We start from the raw sequence: 21,152 nt of genomic DNA, 5'->3' as shown, positions 1-21,152 counted from the left end.
ATCCACATCAGTGTAAGGGGGTCATTTTTGGACGCCGATCACCCCGCTACGGGGTCAATTTTGCACGCCTGTTCACACAATTGATTGCGGGATCGACCAAATCATCAGCGAGCTTCGACGCTTGAGCGCCTTATTGTAGCTCGGCCAGTTCCGGGTCTTGTAAGCCGGGGCTATCGGTCTGGTCATGTGGTCCAGCTGCCACGGTGGATTCACAGATGAATCTCCTCAGGCGCTTTGTGCAACAGAACCCATTGTAAGGCGCACGGAATAACTTCATTTACTCCAGATCCTGTCCGGCCGATGGGGAGTAGCTCGGGCTTCGGGCGGCTACAACCACCCGAGATAGACGAAAATCTGACTGCACAATCGATGAAGCAAAGGTAGGGGTGTGGCGACCCCGGAAGAACTCGAATCCTCAACCTGCTGATTAGAAGTCAGCTGCTCTATCCAGTTGAGCTACGGGGCCGTATCCACGCCGCTTATGTAGCAGATCAAAATTTCAGTGGAAAGCACCTTTCAGTCGCAAGGATCGAGGCCGCATTGCCAGCCGTTGCCACAGCCGGTCGGCTGACGGACTGGTATCACGGATATGGTGCGCAATGCTCGTGAAGACGCGTTAAAAACATGGTTGGATGAGGCGGAGGAGAGCTTGCTCGGCGCTTTCGTCTGCGGACCTCGGCGAGATCAAGCTGCGGACGCCGCTGCCCTTCGGGAACCATGGCCGAACGGGCAGACCGTGGGACAGATCAACCGCTTCAAGACCCTCGGGCACCAGATGTATGTGGGCGAACATCAATCTGCTCAGAGCCCGGGTTTTTAAAGCGTCCTGATAAGGAGGACCGCCGAAGTCGCATCAAAGCTGAGACAGAGCCAATTTTGCACATGCTCGAGCCGTCCTTTTCTTCCCCGAACACTCTTGGACTTACTAATCAATCGGCCGCGAAGAGCCTAATCAAGCTGCGAGCGACGATCGGAGCGCCATGGCCATACATCTTTGCAACATCTTGAGACAATAGCTTGGTACGCAAGTCGGCCGCCTGCCTTCGCGCTTCAACTCGCCGCTTCTCTGCTGCGATCTGTCCGGCAAGCATCTGCTGTAAATCGGAGTTTTGGGTCGCGTTTTTTTGCTGAGCAAGGCGCTCTGCCGTTAGAACACTACCTTTGACAAAGACCTCTGTGTCAGCTGCCAAGACTGCTGACCGGGCCTGAAAATCTTTGATCACTTTTACCCTTTTCTCTACGAGCCTACCCTTTTCTGACTGCTGGAACTTTCTGAAATGACTCGAAAATACCTCGGTGGCTTGTTCGCATTTTGGCAAGCGCGGAGATTTGGCACCTGCTCTGGGGGTGCCTTGGCCGGCGAGCAGCTCTTTCAGACTACCGCAATCCAGATCGCTGATTTCTCCGCCATCTTGGATCACCGTAGCCTCGAGATAGAGAGATGCGTCGAAACGAAGCCGCAGCCATCGGCGATCAGCTTCAAGACCGGCGAGCAGCCATTCATCTATGCGTCTTAAGCCGTCGACACGACCATGCTCCCATAGGTCATCTTCCAGCTCATTAAGGCGCGGGGTAAGCAAGTCTGATCCCGGGAGGAATACTGCTACCGAAATTGCTACTGTGCTGCCTACATAAGCGTTGAGGAGTGCTCCATTTGGCAGTTGAATACCAATCGGATGTTGCGGCGGAGAAGCAGTCCGAGCTTCAGCTTTGGAACACAGTTGGCCTATCAGATCATCATGCAGAGCATCCCCCGTGGAAAAGAAACGTGCTCTTCGTCCGACCTGGTCTCCTTTCAGCATTACGTCCTTTTTGGGGTCATTGAGACGCGAGCGTGTAGTTCGTAAAATTTCCCCGTTTCTTTCATCCATGTCGCCCAAGACCAATGGAAACTCCGTGACGAATGGTGGGTATTTGAGCAAGCGGACCTTTTCCATGTCGGCGCTTGACAAAGGGGGAGCGCGAAACGCACCGGCGTTTGACAAAATATTCAGGACTTCGACGGCATCCCGTTCTCCAATCAGTACGAATTTCAGCAATTCCTTGGGGGCCACTTGAGGGAGCGCTTCCATTGACAGCAGCTGCTTTGATTGCTCCACCCCGGAGCTCAGTTCCCCTAGTAGCGACAGTTCGTTTTCGTTGTTTTCCGAGAAACCACTTGCCGCTCGTGCTATGGCGTTTTCAAGACGCGAGATTGTCTCATCCTCCAAATAGGGCAATGGAGCATCAAAAACGCCGAGCCGATCCATGGTCCTCAAAACTCGATGATCCGGTGATTGCTCTAGCACCATTCGCCAGATCGTGATTTCTCCCACAGATTTCCCGTCCATAGCCCTTTTGAACCCGCCTAGACGCAATCGATCCAATCGACCAATGAGTTGGTCGACCCTCGCAATGCTCCAAGGCAGGTTGTAGAAAATCAGCTCGTCAGCGAAATGGTGCAAGTTTAGCCCCGCTTCGACCACCTCCTCAAGAACAAGAAGCCTTGCGCCGCTGTGAACCGCGCCAACGACGTCCACCATGCTCGTCTTCTGGCCACCTCGCATCGTCGCGATCAGATCATCTTCTTCAAGTTCAGGGAACATTCGGGACAGCCTCGTCTTCAGACTGTCTACGGTCGGTGTGTCCCCGGCAACAATGATAACGCGCCGTTCTGCATCCCTCTCCCAGATATTGAGCAGCAAATCGCAAAGGTCCTCGAAGAGAGTGTCTCCATGGTCGACTAACGAAGCGTCGACACAATTACGGGTTTCTTCTTGGAGGGCAGAAAACGTGTCGTGTCTGAGAGCACGAAGCATGGTTTCCCTTGCCCAGAAAAGCTGTCTTGCTGGATGCAAAGGGGCGCCTTCAACTTGAAGATTGCGAGACAGATTTTCTTGAGCGAGGCGCTTGTTTGCCAAATCGACGCGCGCCATTTCAGCGTCGTTTGGCTTGGAAAGTATGGTCTTGATCCTGCGCTTGGGAGCGGTATTCGGCCATGCGGCCCGGGTCTGGCGCAAGATGCGACGATTCTTGGTTACCGCCCACATTGCGGCTTCAGCAGAGATTCTGTTGCTGGAGACCATCTCGTAGCAGTCGCGACCGAGCTCTTTCAGGACGTCGTCCATCTCCTGTCCGGATTGATTTGCAAGGTTCGCGCGATCCGTTTCAATCATCCCAAATACCGCTCGCGCCCAGTCGGGGCTACCCAGTCGTGGAGTCGCTGTCAGTAGAAGGACATGTCGGAACTTGCTGCCATTTCGCCCGGAACGGCAGAGGCCAGAGAGAAACCTCGCTTGTTCGAGGCTCAAAATGTGCGGTTCATCAACTATCAACATATCATAGTGGGCAGGGTCTGGCACTATCGGTGTCGGCCTGACTAGGTCACTCTTGATTATGTGGAAGTATCCGCCGCCGCCAATGGTTTCGAATGCTGTGTCTTCAGTCCACATTTCTGCGGAAATATGCCCGCGAGCCGAGAGTTCGACCTGCCACTGATAGCTGATCCTTCGAGGCGCAACTATGGCAACCCGTAATGAAGGATCCTCACGTTTAAGTACGTTCAGTACCATGAGCGCCTGAACAGTTTTCCCCAACCCAACCTCATCCGCGATCAAGTGCCTGATGTCCGGGGCATCAAGGATTGTCAGGACATTCTGAATCTGGTGCTCATAGGGGTCGGCGGCAACACCCAGCGCTCCCAGTCTTTCCCAGGACGCAGCATCCCGAACCCGTCGGAGCGCCAATGCGCTTACGAGAAAATCTGTATAATCATCCATCTCTCAGCGCCCTCAATGAACTGCGCGATATCGTAGCGCGGCGTATCGCACAGCCCGAGCTGTAAAACGGTCAGAAGCGAAACGCGCCAATAGGTTCCGCCAGTCGGGGTTCTCAACGGTCTGAGGAGGTCGAAGAAAAAGCGACAAGAGCGATCGCAAGGCTTCGGGCGGAATGTGACGACCGGTCCGCTGCACGTCAATGTGGCGGCTATTCAATTCCGAAATAAGGTCGTCAAAGCCGAGGTCCAAATACGGTAACTGAAGTAGGCCTATTGACCGGGTCACAGGTAGGATCTTGCGAGCGAGTGGGCGCATAAGGTCGGCTTCCCGTGCATCCTTTACCGCCCTTTGCCACTGGCCGTCCAAAACGATGCAGTCACCGTCAACAGATGTGCCGTTGGCTTTTTTCAATTGAGACGCGAGATTTGTCCAAGCTTCGTTGACGGCATCATCCAATGCCGGCCACTCCTCTCCATCCGGGATGACAAGCACCGACACCGATGGGAGAACTTTTCTGAACTCAATCAGGAGAAGCCTCGAAAGCATTCTCAACTGCTCTTCAGATAGCTCATCGAAATTGTCGTTTCCGGCAGCAAGCTTTCGCTCCATTGCGAGGCGAACCAGACTTCCATGAAAACCTGAACTTGACAAATCCAACTTTCTTTCGGCCGCAAGCCAGTCTTGACCGCAAACTGCTTCTATAATTCCAGCTTCTACGGATGCACAGACCCGACGCCGAATGCCATCAGCTACCAAACTTGTGGCATTCGCGGACTGCCAAGCGACAAGCGCTTCCGAGGCTGCGATCAAGCCGTCGGCCTCATCTACAGAGTTTCTGTTCTTTCGGATGCGAAGCGAGCATGCAGCTCCGAGGGCGGTCAGACCTATATGCTCAGAGTTGACAAAGAACCGCCCCAAAGTCAGTCGTTGGTCACCTTCAACGTCTGGTAACAAAAGTTCCGCCGACAAATCGTATCTCTCACCTTTTGGAATGGGTGAAACCGGGTTGCCGCTGGCATCAAAGGTAATGCTTGGGACGCTTCGGCCGTCGTCAGATGTCCATGTTCTCTGGCTTTTATCGAAGTCCCAGTCGAGACTTCGGGACCGTAGCAAGCGAGAGGTTGATACGAGGTCGTTGACCTTGGCCTCGATCGTCACCATTTTTCCGGAAAAGCTCCATCTTCGAGCGGCCTCTCGGATCTGGCTCATTGAATCGAGCGAGAAGCCGACAACTGCTGGGAGAGTTTCAACGTAAACTTCGCTGTTGATGTGGTTCCCATGGACATCTATCAGCGTCACATGAACGGTCGCTCCATCCAGTTTTGAAGGCGCCCTTACCTCGAGTGAGCCCAGCCCAGCTCCAACGTCATTCAATGTAAGCTGTTCGGGCGAAACATCTATCCGAAGCGGCTCGACGCTATTGGCAGGCCTGAACGCAAGCTTCGCGACTTGCTTGATACGGCCGTCCGAAAAATGAAGGCTACACGGTTCGTCTGCTGCTTCTACGCGAACCCAATCACCAAAAGGAAGAGCACGCGCGGACAAGACTTCATCGGTGGTAGATCGGACCTCCAAATCCACAGATCCGAGCTGCGCCTTTACCCAAAGGTCATGTCCCTCAATCTGGGACATTTCCTCACCTGATTGAACAAGCGTTGTTCCACCGAAAAATTCGACGAGTTCTTTCTGCGCAATTAGTATCCCATGTGCCGATAGCTTCGAGGCACCCTCCGATGAATTTGCACTCATCCCAAAGAGCGCGGCGCCCCAGTCCTCCGGGTCTGCGTCGGCTAAGCGCAATTCGAAAAACGCGGCATCGTCTGAGAGCCGCGAGCCTGATAGGAGCTGAGGTTGATAGCCATCGCTTTTCACATCGACGAAAAGGAGTTTTTCTGACGGCAGAACAAGGCGCTCTATAATCTCGCTGATATCGGTTATTCCGTTGAGGTCCGGAGACGGCAATTCTCGCGGGCGGCCAAGGAATATCAATCCTCCGGAGAGAAACTCTCGAAATGGGACAGATCGTCCGGCAACGCTCAGGATTGCGTCCCTCGCCTCGCCTCCGGTAAGTGTGTCGACGTACGCCAGCTGCACCGCATCAAGAGAAGGCCCACGAACTGCGAGTCCCACAGGCTCATCCTCAAGCATCAGCAATTGGTAGAGTGGCTTCGGAAGCTTACGTGGTCCGTGATCATGGGCTTGTCTTGCAGCACGAGCCGCCAGTGTCAGCCGCCGGACCTCCCGGTTTCCGCGGAGATCTCGCTCAAGCCGCTCTAGGAAAGTCTGTTCAACCTGAAGGCCTTTGACAGACCCATCAGCGAGCGCTCTGACAACGGAAAGAGCGAGGCCTTCGTCTGAGAGCCATGCTTCCAATCGTTTTGAAGTCAGTCCGGCAGCGACTTCTCGCAGATTGGACACAAATCCAGCATTGAACACAACTGAGCCGCAAGCCCGAAGAGTGCCCGTTACGAGGCGCGCAAGCGGGCTATGGATCTCGCGCGAGACCAACGCATTCCTGATAGGCCACGCAATGTGGCCAAAGGCTTCGGACCAACGATCATTGAGCGGACTAGCGATATTATAATCCCTGCTCAGCAACGTGAAGGTCGCCGTTATTTCTGGCCGCTCGCCGAGACCAATTTCCGCCCCCAGTCCGCGCTCAGCAAACCCCCAGAATTCCGTCCCTGCGCCTCGATACTGATAGCCGAATTCGGTGAGTGCCACCCCGAGTGAAAGTCGGTATGGCCGCCAGGCTTCTGACCTGAAACCCTCTGCACTTCCACGTGCTCCTACCGCACGAATGAGCTCGGCAATCTCTGCCGGCAAAAGCCCATGCTCAATCAGGAAAATCGGCTCTTCGCCCCGATCTCTTGAAAGGGCCTTAAAATGCTCGCTTAACCGTTCTTCAAATAAATTAAGTTGTTCCATGTACTGCCAATTCGGGCATAAGCTGGTCTCTCCGAGGAACACTGTCTTATAAGCACCACATGAAATTCAATCAAAAAATCCTTGAAGGGCAACTGATTTGTTGAAACTGTGACCTTAGAATTGGAGCAGGAAATATTTGAAAATCAAATGACACCAAAACAGATTCTCGCTGATTTTCTGCGGCACGAGTTATTTTCACTTGGATCACTATCACGATCAAAGTCCACCACGGTGCTTGCGGTCAAAGCGCAGACACTTGGCATCGAGAGAGAGTTTGCCCACACCTTGGCAATCGAAGTTCTTGATGACCTAGTTCTTGCCGGAGACATTGGTGCATGGACCTCCTTTGGAGAGCCGATGCTCCTCCAGCTTGAACGCCGGGCCATAGCGCTTGATGAAAAAAACATGGTAATTCTTGGGGGAACTCCGGAGGATGGAGAGCCATTTGGGCTTCTTCGCCGAATTGCAACCGATACTACTCTCGAGCAGGAATCGACCGTTTTTGGACCCAATATTTCGGAAGCGGAAATACAGTCAATCGCGGCGCTGGTCGATGATGGCATATGGTCGCCTTCAGTATCTCCTTCACCAGTCTTGAAAAAGGCTCTGCTGCACTTGGGCTGTGAGCCGGACGCGAAGCTCTCAAACATTGCGGACGAAATCCTCAGGGATTTGTCAAAAACGTTCACTCCTGCCTCTCAAAAGGGCGGCTTGGATGTCAGCCAGCAGCTTGTTGTTTCTCAAGGTCAAAACGCCCGACTGGTCGTTACTGCTGGCCCCGGGTGCGGCAAGACACACACGGCGAGTGCGCGTGTTATCGAGTTGGTGAAATCCGGTGTAAGCCCTGCGAGTATCCACCTGATTACGTTTACTCGGGTCGCCGCACAAGAAATCTCTGAAAGGGTCACATCTGCTCTTGCCGATCAGGTGTATGGCGCAGGAATACAATCTTTCACTCTTGATGCTTTTGCATGGCATCTGATCGGTTCTATCGAAGATCAGGCCACGTCAGGTGGTTTTGACCATTCTATACTCCGAGCATCAGGTCTGCTTTCTGCCCGAGAACAGCGATTGGTCGATTGGATCGGACGGATTGGGCATCTGATCATCGACGAAGCTCAAGACGTTGTCGGCATCCGGCTGGAACTCTGCATTCAGCTTGTTGCAGCGTTACCTGCATCAGTAGGCGTCACAGTTTTCGGAGATTGGGCACAGGCCATCTATGGAGCATGGTCTGATCAAAGCAAGAAGACCTCGCCATCCGCCAGCAATCTGCACTCGCATTTTTCAGCTTCTGAAAACTGGCAGAAGCTTGAGCTCAACTTCAATCACCGCGCAGGGTCGTCCAAACTAAGGACATTTGCCCGCAACGCGCGAGAAACCCTAGGCAACACGGGATTGCCTGCCAAAGAACGTTACCTTTTAGTGCGCGAGATGCTTAAAAACGCGGCGTCGACGCAAGGCGCAAGTTTGTTGGATCAGCGCATTCCGTGGAGCTTTGACAATCTGATACTGACCCGAAGTCGCATGGCGGCAGAAAGGGCTTCGGCACGTTTGTCGCTGCGCGGCCGACCACACCGGCTGAAGTTGTCTGGTTACACTCAAGTAATCGAGCCACTAGTTGGTGCTATTTGTGCTGGAAAGACAGTCGGCGAACCGCTGACACAAATCGATGTCAAGCAGCGAATGGATGCGCTTTCTCCAGCACCCTTTGGATGGACGTCAGATGAAGCCTATGATCTTCTGAAGAGCGTGGCTGGGACGGGCAGAGCTGTCCCAAGACTGAGTGACCTAATCGTTAAGATCGAACAAAGTAATATACTCATCGCTCATGACTACATCGGACAGTCAGGCCCTTTGATCGGCTCAGTCCATGGCGCGAAAGGCAAAGAAGCGGAAGACGTGTTCTTTCTGATGCCGCCCATCCCGGATCATGAAGACGTAGACTGGGACGAAGAAGCGCGTGTCCTGTTCGTCGCCGGCAGTCGAGCATCCAGACGACTTCATCTCGGAAGAACGCGTCCGGTCTTCGGAAGCACGCGGCCAGACGGAAGTAGGTGGATTTCCGGGCGAGACGGCGGACTGGCGCTTTCGGGGAATGATGGCCTATCGCCTCTGCCCGGCCGGGACGTGGTCGACGCTATCTGGGAAGCAACTTTTGATCAGCCCCGCTGCACTTTTAGAAGAGAGAGTGTCGATTCTGAGTGGCATTTAATCCTCCAGAACGGAAAAGCTGTCGCGATAGTAAAAGACCCTCTCGCGGGGAACCTCAACTATCTGGCAGATGGAGCCCTCAGTCTTCCCCTTGGTTCCTTGAGGATTGCGGGATCGACCACCGTAGTAGCAACGCGGCGAGATGGAAAACCAATGGGAGTTTCGCTCCTGCCGATTCTACAGGGCACCGCTAGAAGCGGCTCCCAATTCAGTGAAAAGGGGAATGCATGACCATTTGTGAAAAGCATTTGGATGCACGCCAGCGTGTTGTGGACCGTCTGAATGAAGACTTGGTGGGCCCATATGGCGAAGATGAAATTCTTCGCGACAGCCCAGCCGAGGTATATTTTTCCGGAATACTCTATGCTCAAAAGACCCCCGTTTCGAGCATCGAGCCTGACGATGACACGATAGTCAACGATGACGATGACGAAACATCAAACAAGACTCCACCAAATACGTTTCGACCAAGTTCCATGGGAGTTTCGTTTGCGGTTGCGCCAAAGCACGGCGACGAAACACTGATAAAGATTTCGGTCTCGGTTGGCACCTACCAAGCGCACGCGACGGAACCCTCGAGCAAAGGAAACCGCTTTGATTGGCATCGGCACCAAAAGCGTGAAACCTTCTCAGTAGAAGTGAACGATCACACTCCAAGTGAAATCAAACCAATATCGCAGATACCCGGGTTGGGGTATTGGTTGCGGTGCAAAAGGCATCAGAACCTCTTCCTCGTAACGGTCATGCTGGTTAACCAGCAGACGAATTCTAAGTCGGCAGACACAGTTGCGCGTGATACGGCAAACTTTTATCAGGTTGGTTTTGAGATAACGGCGGATCCTGATTTTGGTCTCATTGTGCCCAAACCGTCCGTGTTTCCCAAAAGCGCTGACCCGGAAATACAGTCGAATTCCATGCTCTATATAGGCGCCCCGGAATATGCGGTCGGCCACACCTGTTCCGTGAGTTGGAGGCAGGATAAGGAGAGCGCGGTTACGCTGTCTTCGGAATGGTTGCCAACGGTGGAAGTTCCAATCGCGAGCGCAAGTGGCGATGAGGAGTTTTTCGGCAATCTCGTCGACCGAGGAGAAAATTCGGTTCTTGGATCGCAATGGCTGTCCGAAGCTGGCGGCTCTGAAATCTCGGACGGTCTCTCTGAATTTTGCCAATGCTACTCTGATTGGATCGCTTCACATGAACTAAGGATCACCTCCCTACCTTCTGAACACCATGAAACCGCCCGAAGGCACTTAGATACCTGCCGGCAAGCATTGAATCGAATGTTGGAAGGTGCAGAGCTACTGGTCAACGATCCCGAAGCCCTGCTGGCCTTCAGGCTCGCCAACCGAGCTCTCTGGCTCCAGAACGAATGGAAACGTCGAGGCGACCCAGAAATCCGGCCTCTTGCCTGGCGACCATTTCAATTGGCGTTTAGCCTTCTGTGTCTGAAATCTACCAGCGACCCAACGGTCACAGACCGCGCGGTTATGGACTTGCTTTGGTTCCCCACCGGCGGCGGCAAGACGGAAGCATACCTTCTCCTCGCTGCATACACTGTTTTCTTACGTAGGCTGAAAGCCCGCGGCGCCGCAGAGGGCGCCGGCGTAACGGCTTTTATGCGTTATACGCTCAGGCTGCTGACCGCTCAGCAATTTCAACGCGCGGCGTCCATGATCCTCGCATGCGACATCCTGCGCCGCGGGGATGAAAAATGTCCGGGCATTGAACTTCCTGATCATTTCCAATCGGATGCTACTATCTCAATCGGTCTTTGGGTTGGAAAGGACACCAGCCCGAATAAAGTGGAAAGGGTCGGCGAAGATGGTTCAGCTGCGCAGGTAGCGGATTGTCCCATCTGCGGCGTGGAGCTCGATTGGTCTGTGGACGATAACGGCGAAAGAGTTCTCGCAACTTGCACGGATCTGACCTGTTCAGCCAACGGTGACGCTGGACACCTACCCTTTTGGACGGTTGATGAAGACGTCTACCGCGAACTTCCTTCACTCCTGATTGGCACGGCAGACAAGTTCGTCCAAATTGTTAGCAAACCAGAAACCGGCAGGCTTTTCGGACTAGCGGACGCCCACCGAAACCCACCGGATCTGATCATTCAGGACGAACTGCATCTGATCTCTGGGCCATTGGGAACTATGGCGGGGCTTTTCGAAACAGCCATCGACGCGCTTTGTTCTCACAAAGGGCATAGGCCAAAAATCATCGGCTCCACGGCGACAATCCGGCGGGCAGACGATCAGATCCGATCACTCTTTTGCCGGGAATCTTTTCAATTCCCCCCACCGGGCATCGACCAGTCGAATTCCGGGTTCGCATTTACCAAAAAGAGCAACTCGGGCCGTCTTTATGTGGGTATAACGTCGGCCGGGCGGACGGCCAGTTACATTTATCAGGCAATCTCTGCCTCTCTCTTGCAGGCGGCTTCCGATCCGAGCTTCGTCGGGGCAGACGCGGACAAGTATTGGACGCTGGTGGGCTATTTCAACTCGCTGCGGGAACTCGGCAGCGCGTCGATCATCATGCAAGACGATGTTACACACAGCATTCAGCTGATTTCAGAGCGTCGTGCGGAAACAGAAAGACACTTGCAGCCGCCCACAGAACTGACAAGCCGGGTAAAATCAGACGAAATCAAAGACAAGCTGAAAGAGCTCGAGCTGGACCGAAGCAGCGGCGCGGCAGCCGACATTGTATTGGCCTCGAACATGATCTCGGTTGGAATGGACATCAGGCGCCTCGGTCTGATGCTCGTCAACGGTCAACCAAAAACTATTGCTGAATATATCCAGGCAACGAGCCGCGTTGGACGCTCCAACGTTCCGGGTTTAGTGGTAACGCTTTACAACGCCAACAAGATGCGAGACCGAAGCCGCTACGAGAACTTTCCAACGTGGCATGGAGCGCTTTATCGTGATGTCGAAGCCACCGGCGTGACACCATTCGCTCCAAGAGCGAGGGACAAAGCTCTACACGCGCCATTCGTGGCAATGGTCAGACATCTTGTTCCCGAAATGCTATACTCGCCAAATGAGGCTCAAAAGTATCGAGCACAGCTCGAAGATATGATCGACAGGATTTGTGCGCGTGTTTCAATAGTCGACGAGCTTGAAGCCGCGGCCACGAGGAAAGAACTCATGGAGTTCCTCGAAAACTGGATCCGCCGCGGAAATCTGAAGGGCTATTGGGACGACTGGTCAGACGCAGCGCTGTTGATTTCCGCTGAAAAAGCGGCAGAAAGCCAAGCCTCGAATTTTTCGAAAGGCCTCGCAAGAGCGACACCGAACACACTGCGGTCGGTGGAAGCATCCACCAAATTTGTGATTTTATAGCGAGAGACTTGAGGGCCATGGCATGAAAGAGGTTGGAACCGTTCGCAGGAGTCAGATCATCGGGCCTTTTGGGCCCGGTTCAATTGTCGATTTCAGACTTCCATCTGGGGCACTTCTTTCCGGCGTCATGCAGGGTCTCGAAGCATGGGACGGCTACAGCGGTCCCAACAAAGGGCTGAATGACCCAAATCTGATCCGGGAACCGCGTCTGGAAGCCAAACTCGGGATCAAAGGTTTTCGCCCCCCATTGATCGGCCAATACACCTTCCAGAACGAAAAGCGTGATCGCGTCCTTCCGGTGCATCGCTTCCCGGACTGGCAATCCTGCCCAGATTGCCACGTGATACAGAAATCAGGAATGTGGGCTCCGTCACGCGGTGGAGATAGTCTCCACTGCGGCCATTGCGTGGACCGACCCGCGGTTGTGCCCGTGCGTTTTGTCGCTATTTGCGAGCATGGCCACCTCAATGATTTTCCGTGGGATAATTGGATCAACCACAAACCCGACTGCAGACAACCACTCCTGAAGTTGGTTACCATTGGCGCTGGGATCAACGGATTGCGGCTCAAATGCACAGGTTGCTCTGAGACAAGGTCAATCGCGGAGGCTTTCTCTCCGAATGGCATACCTGGACACGCATGCCGAGGAGGCCGTCCTTGGCTCGGTGACTACGAGACCGGGTGTGGAGCACCCGCAAGGGTTACACAAAGAGGCGCGAGCAACACCTATTTTCCAGTAGTCGAGAGCGCGATCACGTTGCCGGATTGGCGAGCTCATTTCTACGACCGGTTGGGCGCAAACCTCAGCACGATGGAAAGCATCCACCATGAACGGAATGTGCTGCTTGCCATTGTTCAGAATTTGGTTTTGCCAAGCTGGGATGGCAACGAAAGTGCTGACGAAATTTGTGATTTGTATTTCAAAGCTAAGAACGAAGACGCAGATGATGCTACAGCTGACCTTAAGATGGCTGAATTTCAAATGCTTACGAAGGACACACGCGGCATAGAGTTCGGTAAGAAAGACCTTCTTAATGCGGCTCAGAAAGTTCCCGAAACTCTACGTGGGCTCGTGTCCTTTATTTCAAGTGTTGAACGGCTACGCGAAGTCCGCGCGCTTACTGGCTTCACCCGCCTGAAAGCGTCAGTCGCAGGGGAGCCAGAACCTTTGCCCCTTTCAAAAAGCCCGAAAGATTGGCTGCCCGGAATAGAAGTTAACGGTGAGGGCATCTTCGTCGCTCTTGACCAATCGGCAGTGCAAACTTGGGAAACTTCTCCGGCGGTGGAAACTCATATCCGAGGCCTTCAATTGCAGTGGATGGAAGCGAAGCTTGCGATAGGAGAGAAGCCAGTAAGCCTTCCAGAGGAATTAAGTGCCCGCTACATATTGATACACACCCTTGCACATGCACTCATTTCTGAACTTTCTTTGGAAAGCGGATACTCGTCGACATCACTCCGCGAACGGCTTTACGCCAGCTCGGACATGGCGGGCCTACTGATCTACACATCCACCTCCGATGCCGACGGCACCATGGGTGGGCTATCTCGTCAGGCTGCTCCATCGCGATTTGAGCATAGTTTCTTGCGGGCCGTGAGCTCCCAAGAACTTTGCTCAGCAGATCCGCTGTGTAGCGGCGGTCTCGCGAGCGATGGAGCGTCCGGGAATCACTCCGCCTGTCACAGCTGCGTTTTTTTGCCCGAGACAAGCTGTGAAAGCTTCAACTCTTTTCTTGACCGAACTCTGCTCTGTGCGAGCGACTTTGCCTTTTTCCAACAGCTATCCGAAGCCAAGCCCCGGAAAGGAACATTGCCTCTTTCCACGAACGACTCAATTGCACCAATTTCAGCCCCAGCCCCAGCGACCCACACCGCAGCTGCGAAGGTGGTGAAAGTTCCAGCTTTCCAAGACGAACTGGCAATAATTGAATTCGGTAACATGTTACGATCAGATTATCCGATTAAATTGGACTTCAGTGGAATTGGGTTTGCGACGCCTTCCGGAATGCTCTTGTTATCCAGACACATTCGCAGCGCGGTTGATCGAGGGATTGTCGCGGGCTACAAAGGCGCAGAACCTAACGGTTATGCCGCGAACGTTGGTTTCTTCGAGAAATGTGGTGTCGACGTTCCCCGCCGTCAGGCACTTGGCGGAGCGAATTATCTGCCACTCCAAGCAGTTGACTTGGCCAAATGGCGTAATGATGCCGAAAAAAGCTCCTTGAGCTATGGCGGATTGGCTGATCAACGCGTTGGCAGAATGGCCAGTCTGATCGCGCGTGACACGAGGGGCAACCTTTTCGACCTTATGAAGTATTGCCTTCGTGAAATCGTCAGAAATGCATTGGAACACGGTAACGGAGACACGATGTGGATTACCGGTCAATATTGGCCCATGAGAGACACGGTCGAGCTCTCAATTTTTGACAATGGCATCGGCATCCTGAGGTCTTTGCAGCGGAACGAGAAATTCTCAAACATTGGAGACGACTTGAAGGCCCTTCGCCTCGCAGTTCTGCCAAGCACCTCCGGCGTCCACCTACAGGAAAGTTTAAATACAGCCGGCTCTGAAACGGCAGATGACACATGGAAGAACTCTGGGTTCGGTCTCTATGTCACCAGTCAGCTTGCAAGAAGAAATGGCCATTTTGTGATCGGCTCTGGCTCGAAGTATCTTCGGATCGGGTCCCGCAGATCGGAGAAAGGGGATTTCTCCTTGTCGGGCACTTACGTGTCCATGAATTTCTCCGTGGCGGATCTTCAAAGAGCGGCGACTGAGGTCGGCACGATCGTCCAGAAAGGCGAAAGTATTGCTCAACGTTATGTATCCAAGGATGCCGATGTCTTCGCATCAGCGGCATCCAAAGAGATCTTTCAGTAATCTGTAACGGCGTCTCCCACCACACACTGGGAGCGCTGGAGCCTTGAAGCATTTGCGGCCGATTTCAGAGCGTCAGCGTTTCAAAACGAACGTAGAGATCCGCCAAATCCCTGTGGTTGACCCGAAACTGGTTTCGCTTCTTGATCTTACCGTTCTCAACTTTAATCGCGGGATCGAGATATACCTTTCCTTCATGGATAAGCTTCATGAACATGAAGAAGTCAGTCCCCGTCCCAAATTGCACTCGATCGGCGTATCGGTAATTCTTGGGCGTGCCGCTTGATTCTGACGGAACATATGCAGCCTGGGCGTGCTTTCTCTTCCAATGGTTCAGAAGATTGGCGAATTCCCAGCCGGCAGCGACCTCGTTTTTTCCGTTTACAAGAAGAACTTTACCACCAAGATCATCGATCTTTCCCCTTGCTGCATCGTAACCCTCAATCACCATCCTAACGCCGGTTCGGGCACTTTCAGGCGCAAGGTTTCGATAGATGCCCCCAAAATTTTTTCTGTTCGGCCGGCCTTTTGTATCATCGTAGCCGAAGGAAGCCATAAACCCGTGAAAATCGTCGGAGTAGCGGCCAACCGTCGGCTCTGGTGTCATTAGGGTCACCGGCGATGTCGCCCGGAGCGAAGCAAAATCACGAACTGCGTATTGTTTCAGCTCCCATCCTAGGAAATCCGGCTCGGCCACTCCATTAGGAATTATGCCCAATTCAGCTTCTAGGGTATAACCGCCGCCATTCGGAGCGGCATACGACCTTATTTCACCATCGGGGTGCATGCGTTGTCCAGCGATCCACCCCTTCTGATGAATTTTTCTTAGTTCAGACAGCAGCTCAGATTTCGGGTTCCTGCCGGATCCAGAGACGAGTTTGGTGAGGTTCAGGAAAACGCCAATTTCGGGCAGGTCACCGATTGTGTCGAGTTCCCTGACAACGCCGCTTTGCACTGTGGACACATACCCAAGTATCAATCCGGATGGGACAACGCCGAAAAACAGAACCCTTCCGGGATCCCGGCTGGTCATGAGATTATTTGGCGCACGAGCCGCTCCCCGAAGGAACCCGGACATCCGGACTTCGGGATAGTTTGGATAGAGTATCAACTGCGCATCGGGAGCCCGTGAAGAACCTTCGGAGTGAAGCCATTCAAATTTCACGGAAGCCTTGTCTCGTCGGCGGACTGATCCGGCTCTTTGCTCGAAATCCGTTTCGACCTCAGCATGGGGCAGCACGTTCAGAGCTTCGAAGCCACCGCCGAGATAAACTTGATTTTTTGAGTTGTCATTTGGAGCAAGCCGCTTCGCATAAAAACGGGTCACCCCGTATGCTCGCATCACGTCGACCAGCTCTTTCAACGATGCAAATGAATGTCCCATCCTCGAAACTCTCCAAATTCAATATCTGATGTCAGCCATTTCTCAAGCTGATCGAATAAATGGGATATATCCAGCCTGCCGGTACCTCTAAGCGCGCATTCCCAGACGATAGCACTGCGCGAGTCCAAGTCCCTCTGTTCATTGAGGTTGCGCCGGCCCCAATCCACATTTGCCCAAATCTCCTTCTGCCAGAATTCTCTGCACGTTTCCGGGAGCCTGAAAGGGCTACAATCGTGCTCGTGGAAAAGCAACTTCTACATCAATGATTGCTCGGTAGCGCTTGAGAGCGATATCTGGCATTCTCGGCAACTCAGGGTCGTGCAGAAGGTTTCTGAAATCGAGGTGATGGAGGCCTTTTCGAACGATTATCTCCGGCTTCGATTTTTTCGCCTTTATCGCCGCCATGTTGCGTCTTCGAGGCTGCGTGTCGTGAACGTCAGGCAGGAACGGCCTCTTTCATCGGCGTATCGAGAAGGAAAGCGATATGGGGGGCCATAAGTTGGGCGACAGCTTCAAAAACCGGGACTGCGACACTATTCCCAAACTGACGGTATGCCTGTGTATCGGACACAGGAATTTTAAAAGTGTCCGGGTAGCCCATGAGGCGTGCACATTCGCGAGGTGTCAGTCTCCTCGGGTTCTCGCCTGCCCCCCTCTCAATGAGGATTTCAGACCCATCCTTATGATAACGAGCCGAAAGAGTTCGCGACACATCATTAGGACCGACGACAGAGCAACCAAATCCGTTCCCGGCCGCCTTGTGTTTTGCTGCGTAGGCCTGGAGGTAGCCCCAGAGATGGTCACTCAGGATATACTTAGGGTTCACAGCCGCCTCTGAGCCTTCCGTGAAGTGCCCTTCCGGCTTCTCGCTGCCGTCTTCAGGATGCAAGATATCGCCGAGCCTGACCCGTCCCTTTTCCGGTAGAACCAGGTCATCAAATCGGAAGGAAGTCTTCTCACGGAACCCTACGATAACAATGCGCTCGCGGTGTTGCGGCACAAAGTGCTGCGCATCGACCACCCGAGTGTCGACAGAATAGCCAAGTTCCTTAAGCGCACCCATGATTACTTCAAAAGTCTTGCCTTTGTCGTGACTCTTCAGGTTCTTGACGTTTTCAAGGAGAAACGCTTCCGGACGGTGATATTTCAGCACTCTGACCACATCGAAGAACAGCGTGCCTTGTGTCTCACATGCAAAGCCATGCTGCCGCCCCAGCGAGTTCTTCTTACTGACCCCTGCAAGAGAAAACGGCTGACATGGGAACCCCGCCACGAGCAAATTATGCGGCGGAATGTCAACTGCATCAACGTCCCGGATGTCGCCTGCGATAGGGCGATTGTCACGATAGTTTGTCTCATAGGTCTGCCGTGCAAACTTGTCCCACTCAGACGTAAAGACGCAATGACCGCCAATGCTTTCCATCGCGATCCGAAGGCCGCCGATTCCCGCAAACAAATCAATGAACGTAAAGCCCTGGGTCATGTGTTAGTCCCTTTCTGTTCTCACCATATCTCGCTCCTCGCGCCAGGTCTAGGTTATCTTCACCTGCGCCTCGCACACCGCGCAGGCTGCTTCATCGTGAGGGTGCGGTCCTCCTCCGACACGTTGAGCGGCTGGTTGGCAAATACGCCGACACCTACGAGTTCCCCGATGGACGCATCCAGGTTCGGCACAAGGGCATTGCTCTGCCCTACACCATCTTCGATCTCTTACTGGCCTGATTTCAAGGGGGCTGGGTCAAATACCAAATACTCCGTTCCCTAACTATAAGAGCCGGATCAATTCCTTGGTGGAGAGCCCACGCCGCGAGTCTCGAGCCTGACGGGCGGCCCCCCTCGGAGCCTTACTTTCGGGTGCTGAGTATATTTCGCCTCATCCGGCGTATGATCTTTAACGCAAATATGAACTTGCGCATAGGCAGCAGGCCGGAGTCGTGTAAGGCATCGATAAAACGACGGATCTCTCTTGGCTAAATTTGTTAAGGGTGCGCGTACAATATCTTGTAGTCGCTCTGGAATGAAATCGCCGGAATCCAAGAGTACCTTCATGTCTCCTTGCTCCAAAGCCTCGTCTGCAATCTTTACGGGGTTAAGCACCTCCATGACGGCAGATACGAATGCTGGGATGAAATATATTACCACGGATTCATCGTGGTCTATAAAAAACTCAGTACGGGGGAGGTATTTCGAATAAGGGTCCATATCGAAAATATCACCTAAGCGGCTTTTACCCCACAATGCTAGAGTATCCCATACAGACGCGGAACGATCCGCTTGGTAGTTCCTATGGTAGACGATTTCTAGGGAATTCATATGGCCCCTTGCATGGTTCGCTTCAATAAGGAACCGGATACAAGATAGGTGCGACTCGACTTCTAGATCTGGACGTGCCGCCTCCGATACGGTTGATCGCAAAATGGCATCATAAGTGATGCTAGCCAACTGCTTAAGATACGAATCGATATTTTCAGGATCTTTAGCGTTCTGAAATTCGATAAACTTTTTTAAGTGGGGCATCAGGCGATGGGGTAAGTTCCCTAGGCCCTCATTTAGCGCCCGAGCAATTTCAGCCGGTGAGAATTGAATAGCCGCAGCCGATAGCACCGCCTCCAATCCGCGAAGCGATCGCCATATTTCTTCATACTCAATCTCGGCTTTCTGTATGTACTGTTTTCTTATAGGGCAAATTGGCAAATCGCCATGTTCCGTGCTCCAGTCACATGTTTCATTCGGCTCTTCCTTATCCAGCGCATCCTGTTCACGTCCATATTCCAGGTCATTTGAGATTAGCCGTTGAATTGTAGAAAAAAGGTGATCTATATGATTTCCAGCTATTCTTGCCCAATCACATCGCCGAGAAATAGAGCCTTCTTCTTTCGCCATGTCTATTACTGTTTGTATTTGCGCTAATTTCGCCTGATGACTCGATAGTGCCTCCACTCGGTAGGCTAACCAAATTGCGATGGCCGTCCCTGCAAAACCTACTGATATTCCCAGAACCCCTGAATACCAATCACCCAGACTCCCCCAGTGATTTTCAGCCGGAGGAGGCACGTCAATGAAGCCATAATATTTCAAAATATAAGGCGTGACTGTAGCCAGAGACGTAACGATAAAGGCTAGGGCCAAGAACAGTATTAGAAGAAATGAAAGAGAGGGGTTTGTGAATCTTTCTGTTAATGTTTTTTTCCGTTTCTCTAAGACGTCCATGTTCTCATCTTTCGATTTTCGTTTATGCTTTGGGGAGGGGCAACTCTGCGAGGTTTCTATGATGAAGCCTAGCCCGAAGACCATCGATTGAATCTGTCGTCAAGGTCGCGCATGGAGAAGAATAAAAATCGACGATCAGGATTGATAATGGCTCAGCGCTTTTTGGGGGGGTTAACTGCTGTCAATCTAAGGTTTTGGTTGGGATGCAAACTGTTTAGCTCGAGAATTGATCTCTGACAGACTTAATGGTCTGAAGTTCCAACAATCCACCCCGACGTTGACAGCGCCTTTATACCCCTTAAATTCATTGTGAACATGGCCAAACAGATGCAGGGTCCCATAGCGCGCTTTATTCCAAGTGATCAACGGATAATGACACAGCACTAGATTCTGCTCTTGGTCTTTAATTTCGACCAAATCCTGTACTGATGCCCACGGAAGATTGTTTGTGCTCTTGTGGTCATGGTTGCCCCTAACGAGGTGTTTATGTCCTGGAATGGCTTCGAACAGGTCTGCAACATAGCGTCTGCTTACAGCATTTCTAGCGAATGCGAAATCCCCAAGAATCCAAAGGTGATCCTCGTCCCCTACACACTGCATCCTGTGTAAAATCTCTTTGTCCATCTCCGCTGATGAAGCGAAAGGGCGTGAACAATGCCGGATGATGTTGGTGTGATTGAAGTGAAGATCGGCGGTGTACCAATTTGCCATTTAAAACATCCCCTCACATCAAGATTGGCAATTTGCACAAGGATTCGCATCTCAACGAGCGGGGCGAAAGATAGTCTTTGCGGAGGTAGCGAATGAATTTCGCACGCCTTTTGATCTTCGTTTCGTCTGCCACGCTTAGATCGATGTCGTGGTGATTGGCTTTGGCGCTTCGCAGATGCTCTAGGTGGGATGTAAGGCGTTCTTCAACGCGGTCGCTCTCCAACGAAAAGTAGCGGACTCGGGTGAGGAAGGGAATTTTAACTGTCATGTAGGCCATCCGAATAACAAGTAGTCAGATGGAGCTTTGCAGGCTGTAGCTTCTGAAAATAATGGACGCGACCCTGAAAAGCCCCAGAAGGGGTTAATTCAATCGTTGAATGATATGAGGGCGCTGCTTGACATGGCTGCATTGCTATGAGCTTTTGGTTTGCTTTTCAAGGCTAAATGCCCGCCGACGTGCCATTGGGAATGTTGAAGTGCCCTGAAGTGATCCCTGACGCTGTACAGCAGATGACCCCATAACAAGGAAGGCGCCGGGTACAAGGCGTCCGTTAAAGGGCTTAGGTCAATGCCGCTTAGCGGCATGCAATGAGAGGCTCTCTACAGCCCTTAATATGAGAGCGTTCGCCTCTCATTGCAGTCTAAATCCGACGGGATTAAAGGCGGCTACCTCGCGCGATGTTAATGTGTATGCATAGTACGCATTGATACTACCGGGGAAGCGT

10 protein-coding genes, 1 tRNA gene and 1 pseudogene are annotated in these 21,152 nt (G+C 52.7%); 3 read left to right on the top strand and 9 right to left on the bottom strand.

The window, feature by feature from the left end:
• Positions 1-78: 78 nt before the first annotated feature.
• The 4 genes and pseudogenes from WA237_RS18670 to WA237_RS12875 all read right to left on the bottom strand — a co-directional run.
• Positions 79-186, bottom strand: a pseudogene (locus tag WA237_RS18670) (IS5/IS1182 family transposase); the annotation flags it as partial.
• 203 nt (positions 187-389) lie between these two features.
• Positions 390-466, bottom strand: a tRNA-Arg gene (locus WA237_RS12885).
• Between the two features lie 463 nt (positions 467-929).
• Complete coding sequence (locus tag WA237_RS12880) at positions 930-3,758, bottom strand: SNF2-related protein (protein ID WP_336098083.1); 2,829 nt, start codon at positions 3,756-3,758, stop codon at positions 930-932.
• Positions 3,759-3,770: 12 nt separating this feature from the next.
• Entirely contained in the window at positions 3,771-6,686 is a 2,916-nt protein-coding gene (locus WA237_RS12875; protein WP_336098081.1) for a hypothetical protein, read from the bottom strand.
• A gap of 108 nt (positions 6,687-6,794) precedes the next feature.
• On the opposite strand from WA237_RS12875, the gene WA237_RS12870 reads away from it, so the two are divergent.
• Genes WA237_RS12870 through drmB form a run of 3 tightly spaced genes read left to right on the top strand, consistent with a single transcriptional unit; the run spans position 6,795 to position 15,125 of the window.
• Positions 6,795-9,131 carry a UvrD-helicase domain-containing protein gene (locus WA237_RS12870; protein ID WP_336098079.1) on the top strand — a complete coding sequence of 779 codons (2,337 nt, stop codon included), beginning with the start codon at positions 6,795-6,797 and terminating at the stop codon, positions 9,129-9,131.
• Complete coding sequence (locus tag WA237_RS12865) at positions 9,128-12,244, top strand: helicase-related protein (RefSeq protein ID WP_336098078.1); 3,117 nt, start codon at positions 9,128-9,130, stop codon at positions 12,242-12,244. Before WA237_RS12870 ends, WA237_RS12865 begins: the two co-directional genes overlap by 4 nt.
• A 22-nt stretch (positions 12,245-12,266) precedes the next feature.
• Positions 12,267-15,125 (top strand): DrmB family protein, encoded by a 2,859-nt coding sequence (gene drmB / locus WA237_RS12860; protein WP_336098076.1) that lies wholly within the window; start codon positions 12,267-12,269, stop codon positions 15,123-15,125.
• Positions 15,126-15,189: 64 nt separating this feature from the next.
• Here the strand turns inward: drmB and WA237_RS12855 are convergent, their stop codons facing one another.
• From WA237_RS12855 to WA237_RS12840, 5 genes are all read right to left on the bottom strand, one after another.
• Positions 15,190-16,506, bottom strand: coding sequence for an MvaI/BcnI family restriction endonuclease (locus tag WA237_RS12855; protein ID WP_336098074.1), 1,317 nt, complete (start codon positions 16,504-16,506; stop codon positions 15,190-15,192).
• Between the two features lie 225 nt (positions 16,507-16,731).
• Positions 16,732-16,950 carry a hypothetical protein gene (locus WA237_RS18665; RefSeq protein WP_442970265.1) on the bottom strand — a complete coding sequence of 73 codons (219 nt, stop codon included), beginning with the start codon at positions 16,948-16,950 and terminating at the stop codon, positions 16,732-16,734.
• The gene (gene dcm, locus WA237_RS12850) at positions 16,943-17,989 is read right to left on the bottom strand and encodes a DNA (cytosine-5-)-methyltransferase (RefSeq protein WP_336098073.1); all 1,047 of its coding nucleotides are present in this window, start codon (positions 17,987-17,989) and stop codon (positions 16,943-16,945) included. Before dcm ends, WA237_RS18665 begins: the two co-directional genes overlap by 8 nt.
• A gap of 296 nt (positions 17,990-18,285) precedes the next feature.
• The gene (locus WA237_RS12845) at positions 18,286-19,716 is read right to left on the bottom strand and encodes a hypothetical protein (protein ID WP_336098072.1); all 1,431 of its coding nucleotides are present in this window, start codon (positions 19,714-19,716) and stop codon (positions 18,286-18,288) included.
• Positions 19,717-19,902: 186 nt separating this feature from the next.
• Positions 19,903-20,427, bottom strand: coding sequence for a metallophosphoesterase (locus WA237_RS12840; protein WP_336098070.1), 525 nt, complete (start codon positions 20,425-20,427; stop codon positions 19,903-19,905).
• Positions 20,428-21,152: the final 725 nt, after the last annotated feature.

The organism is Roseovarius sp. CH_XMU1461 (assembly GCF_037027165.1).
GTDB lineage: Bacteria > Pseudomonadota > Alphaproteobacteria > Rhodobacterales > Rhodobacteraceae > Roseovarius > Roseovarius nubinhibens.
Note: the sequence above shows the minus strand (reverse complement) of the source record. Positions and strands in the feature narration are given on the sequence as shown.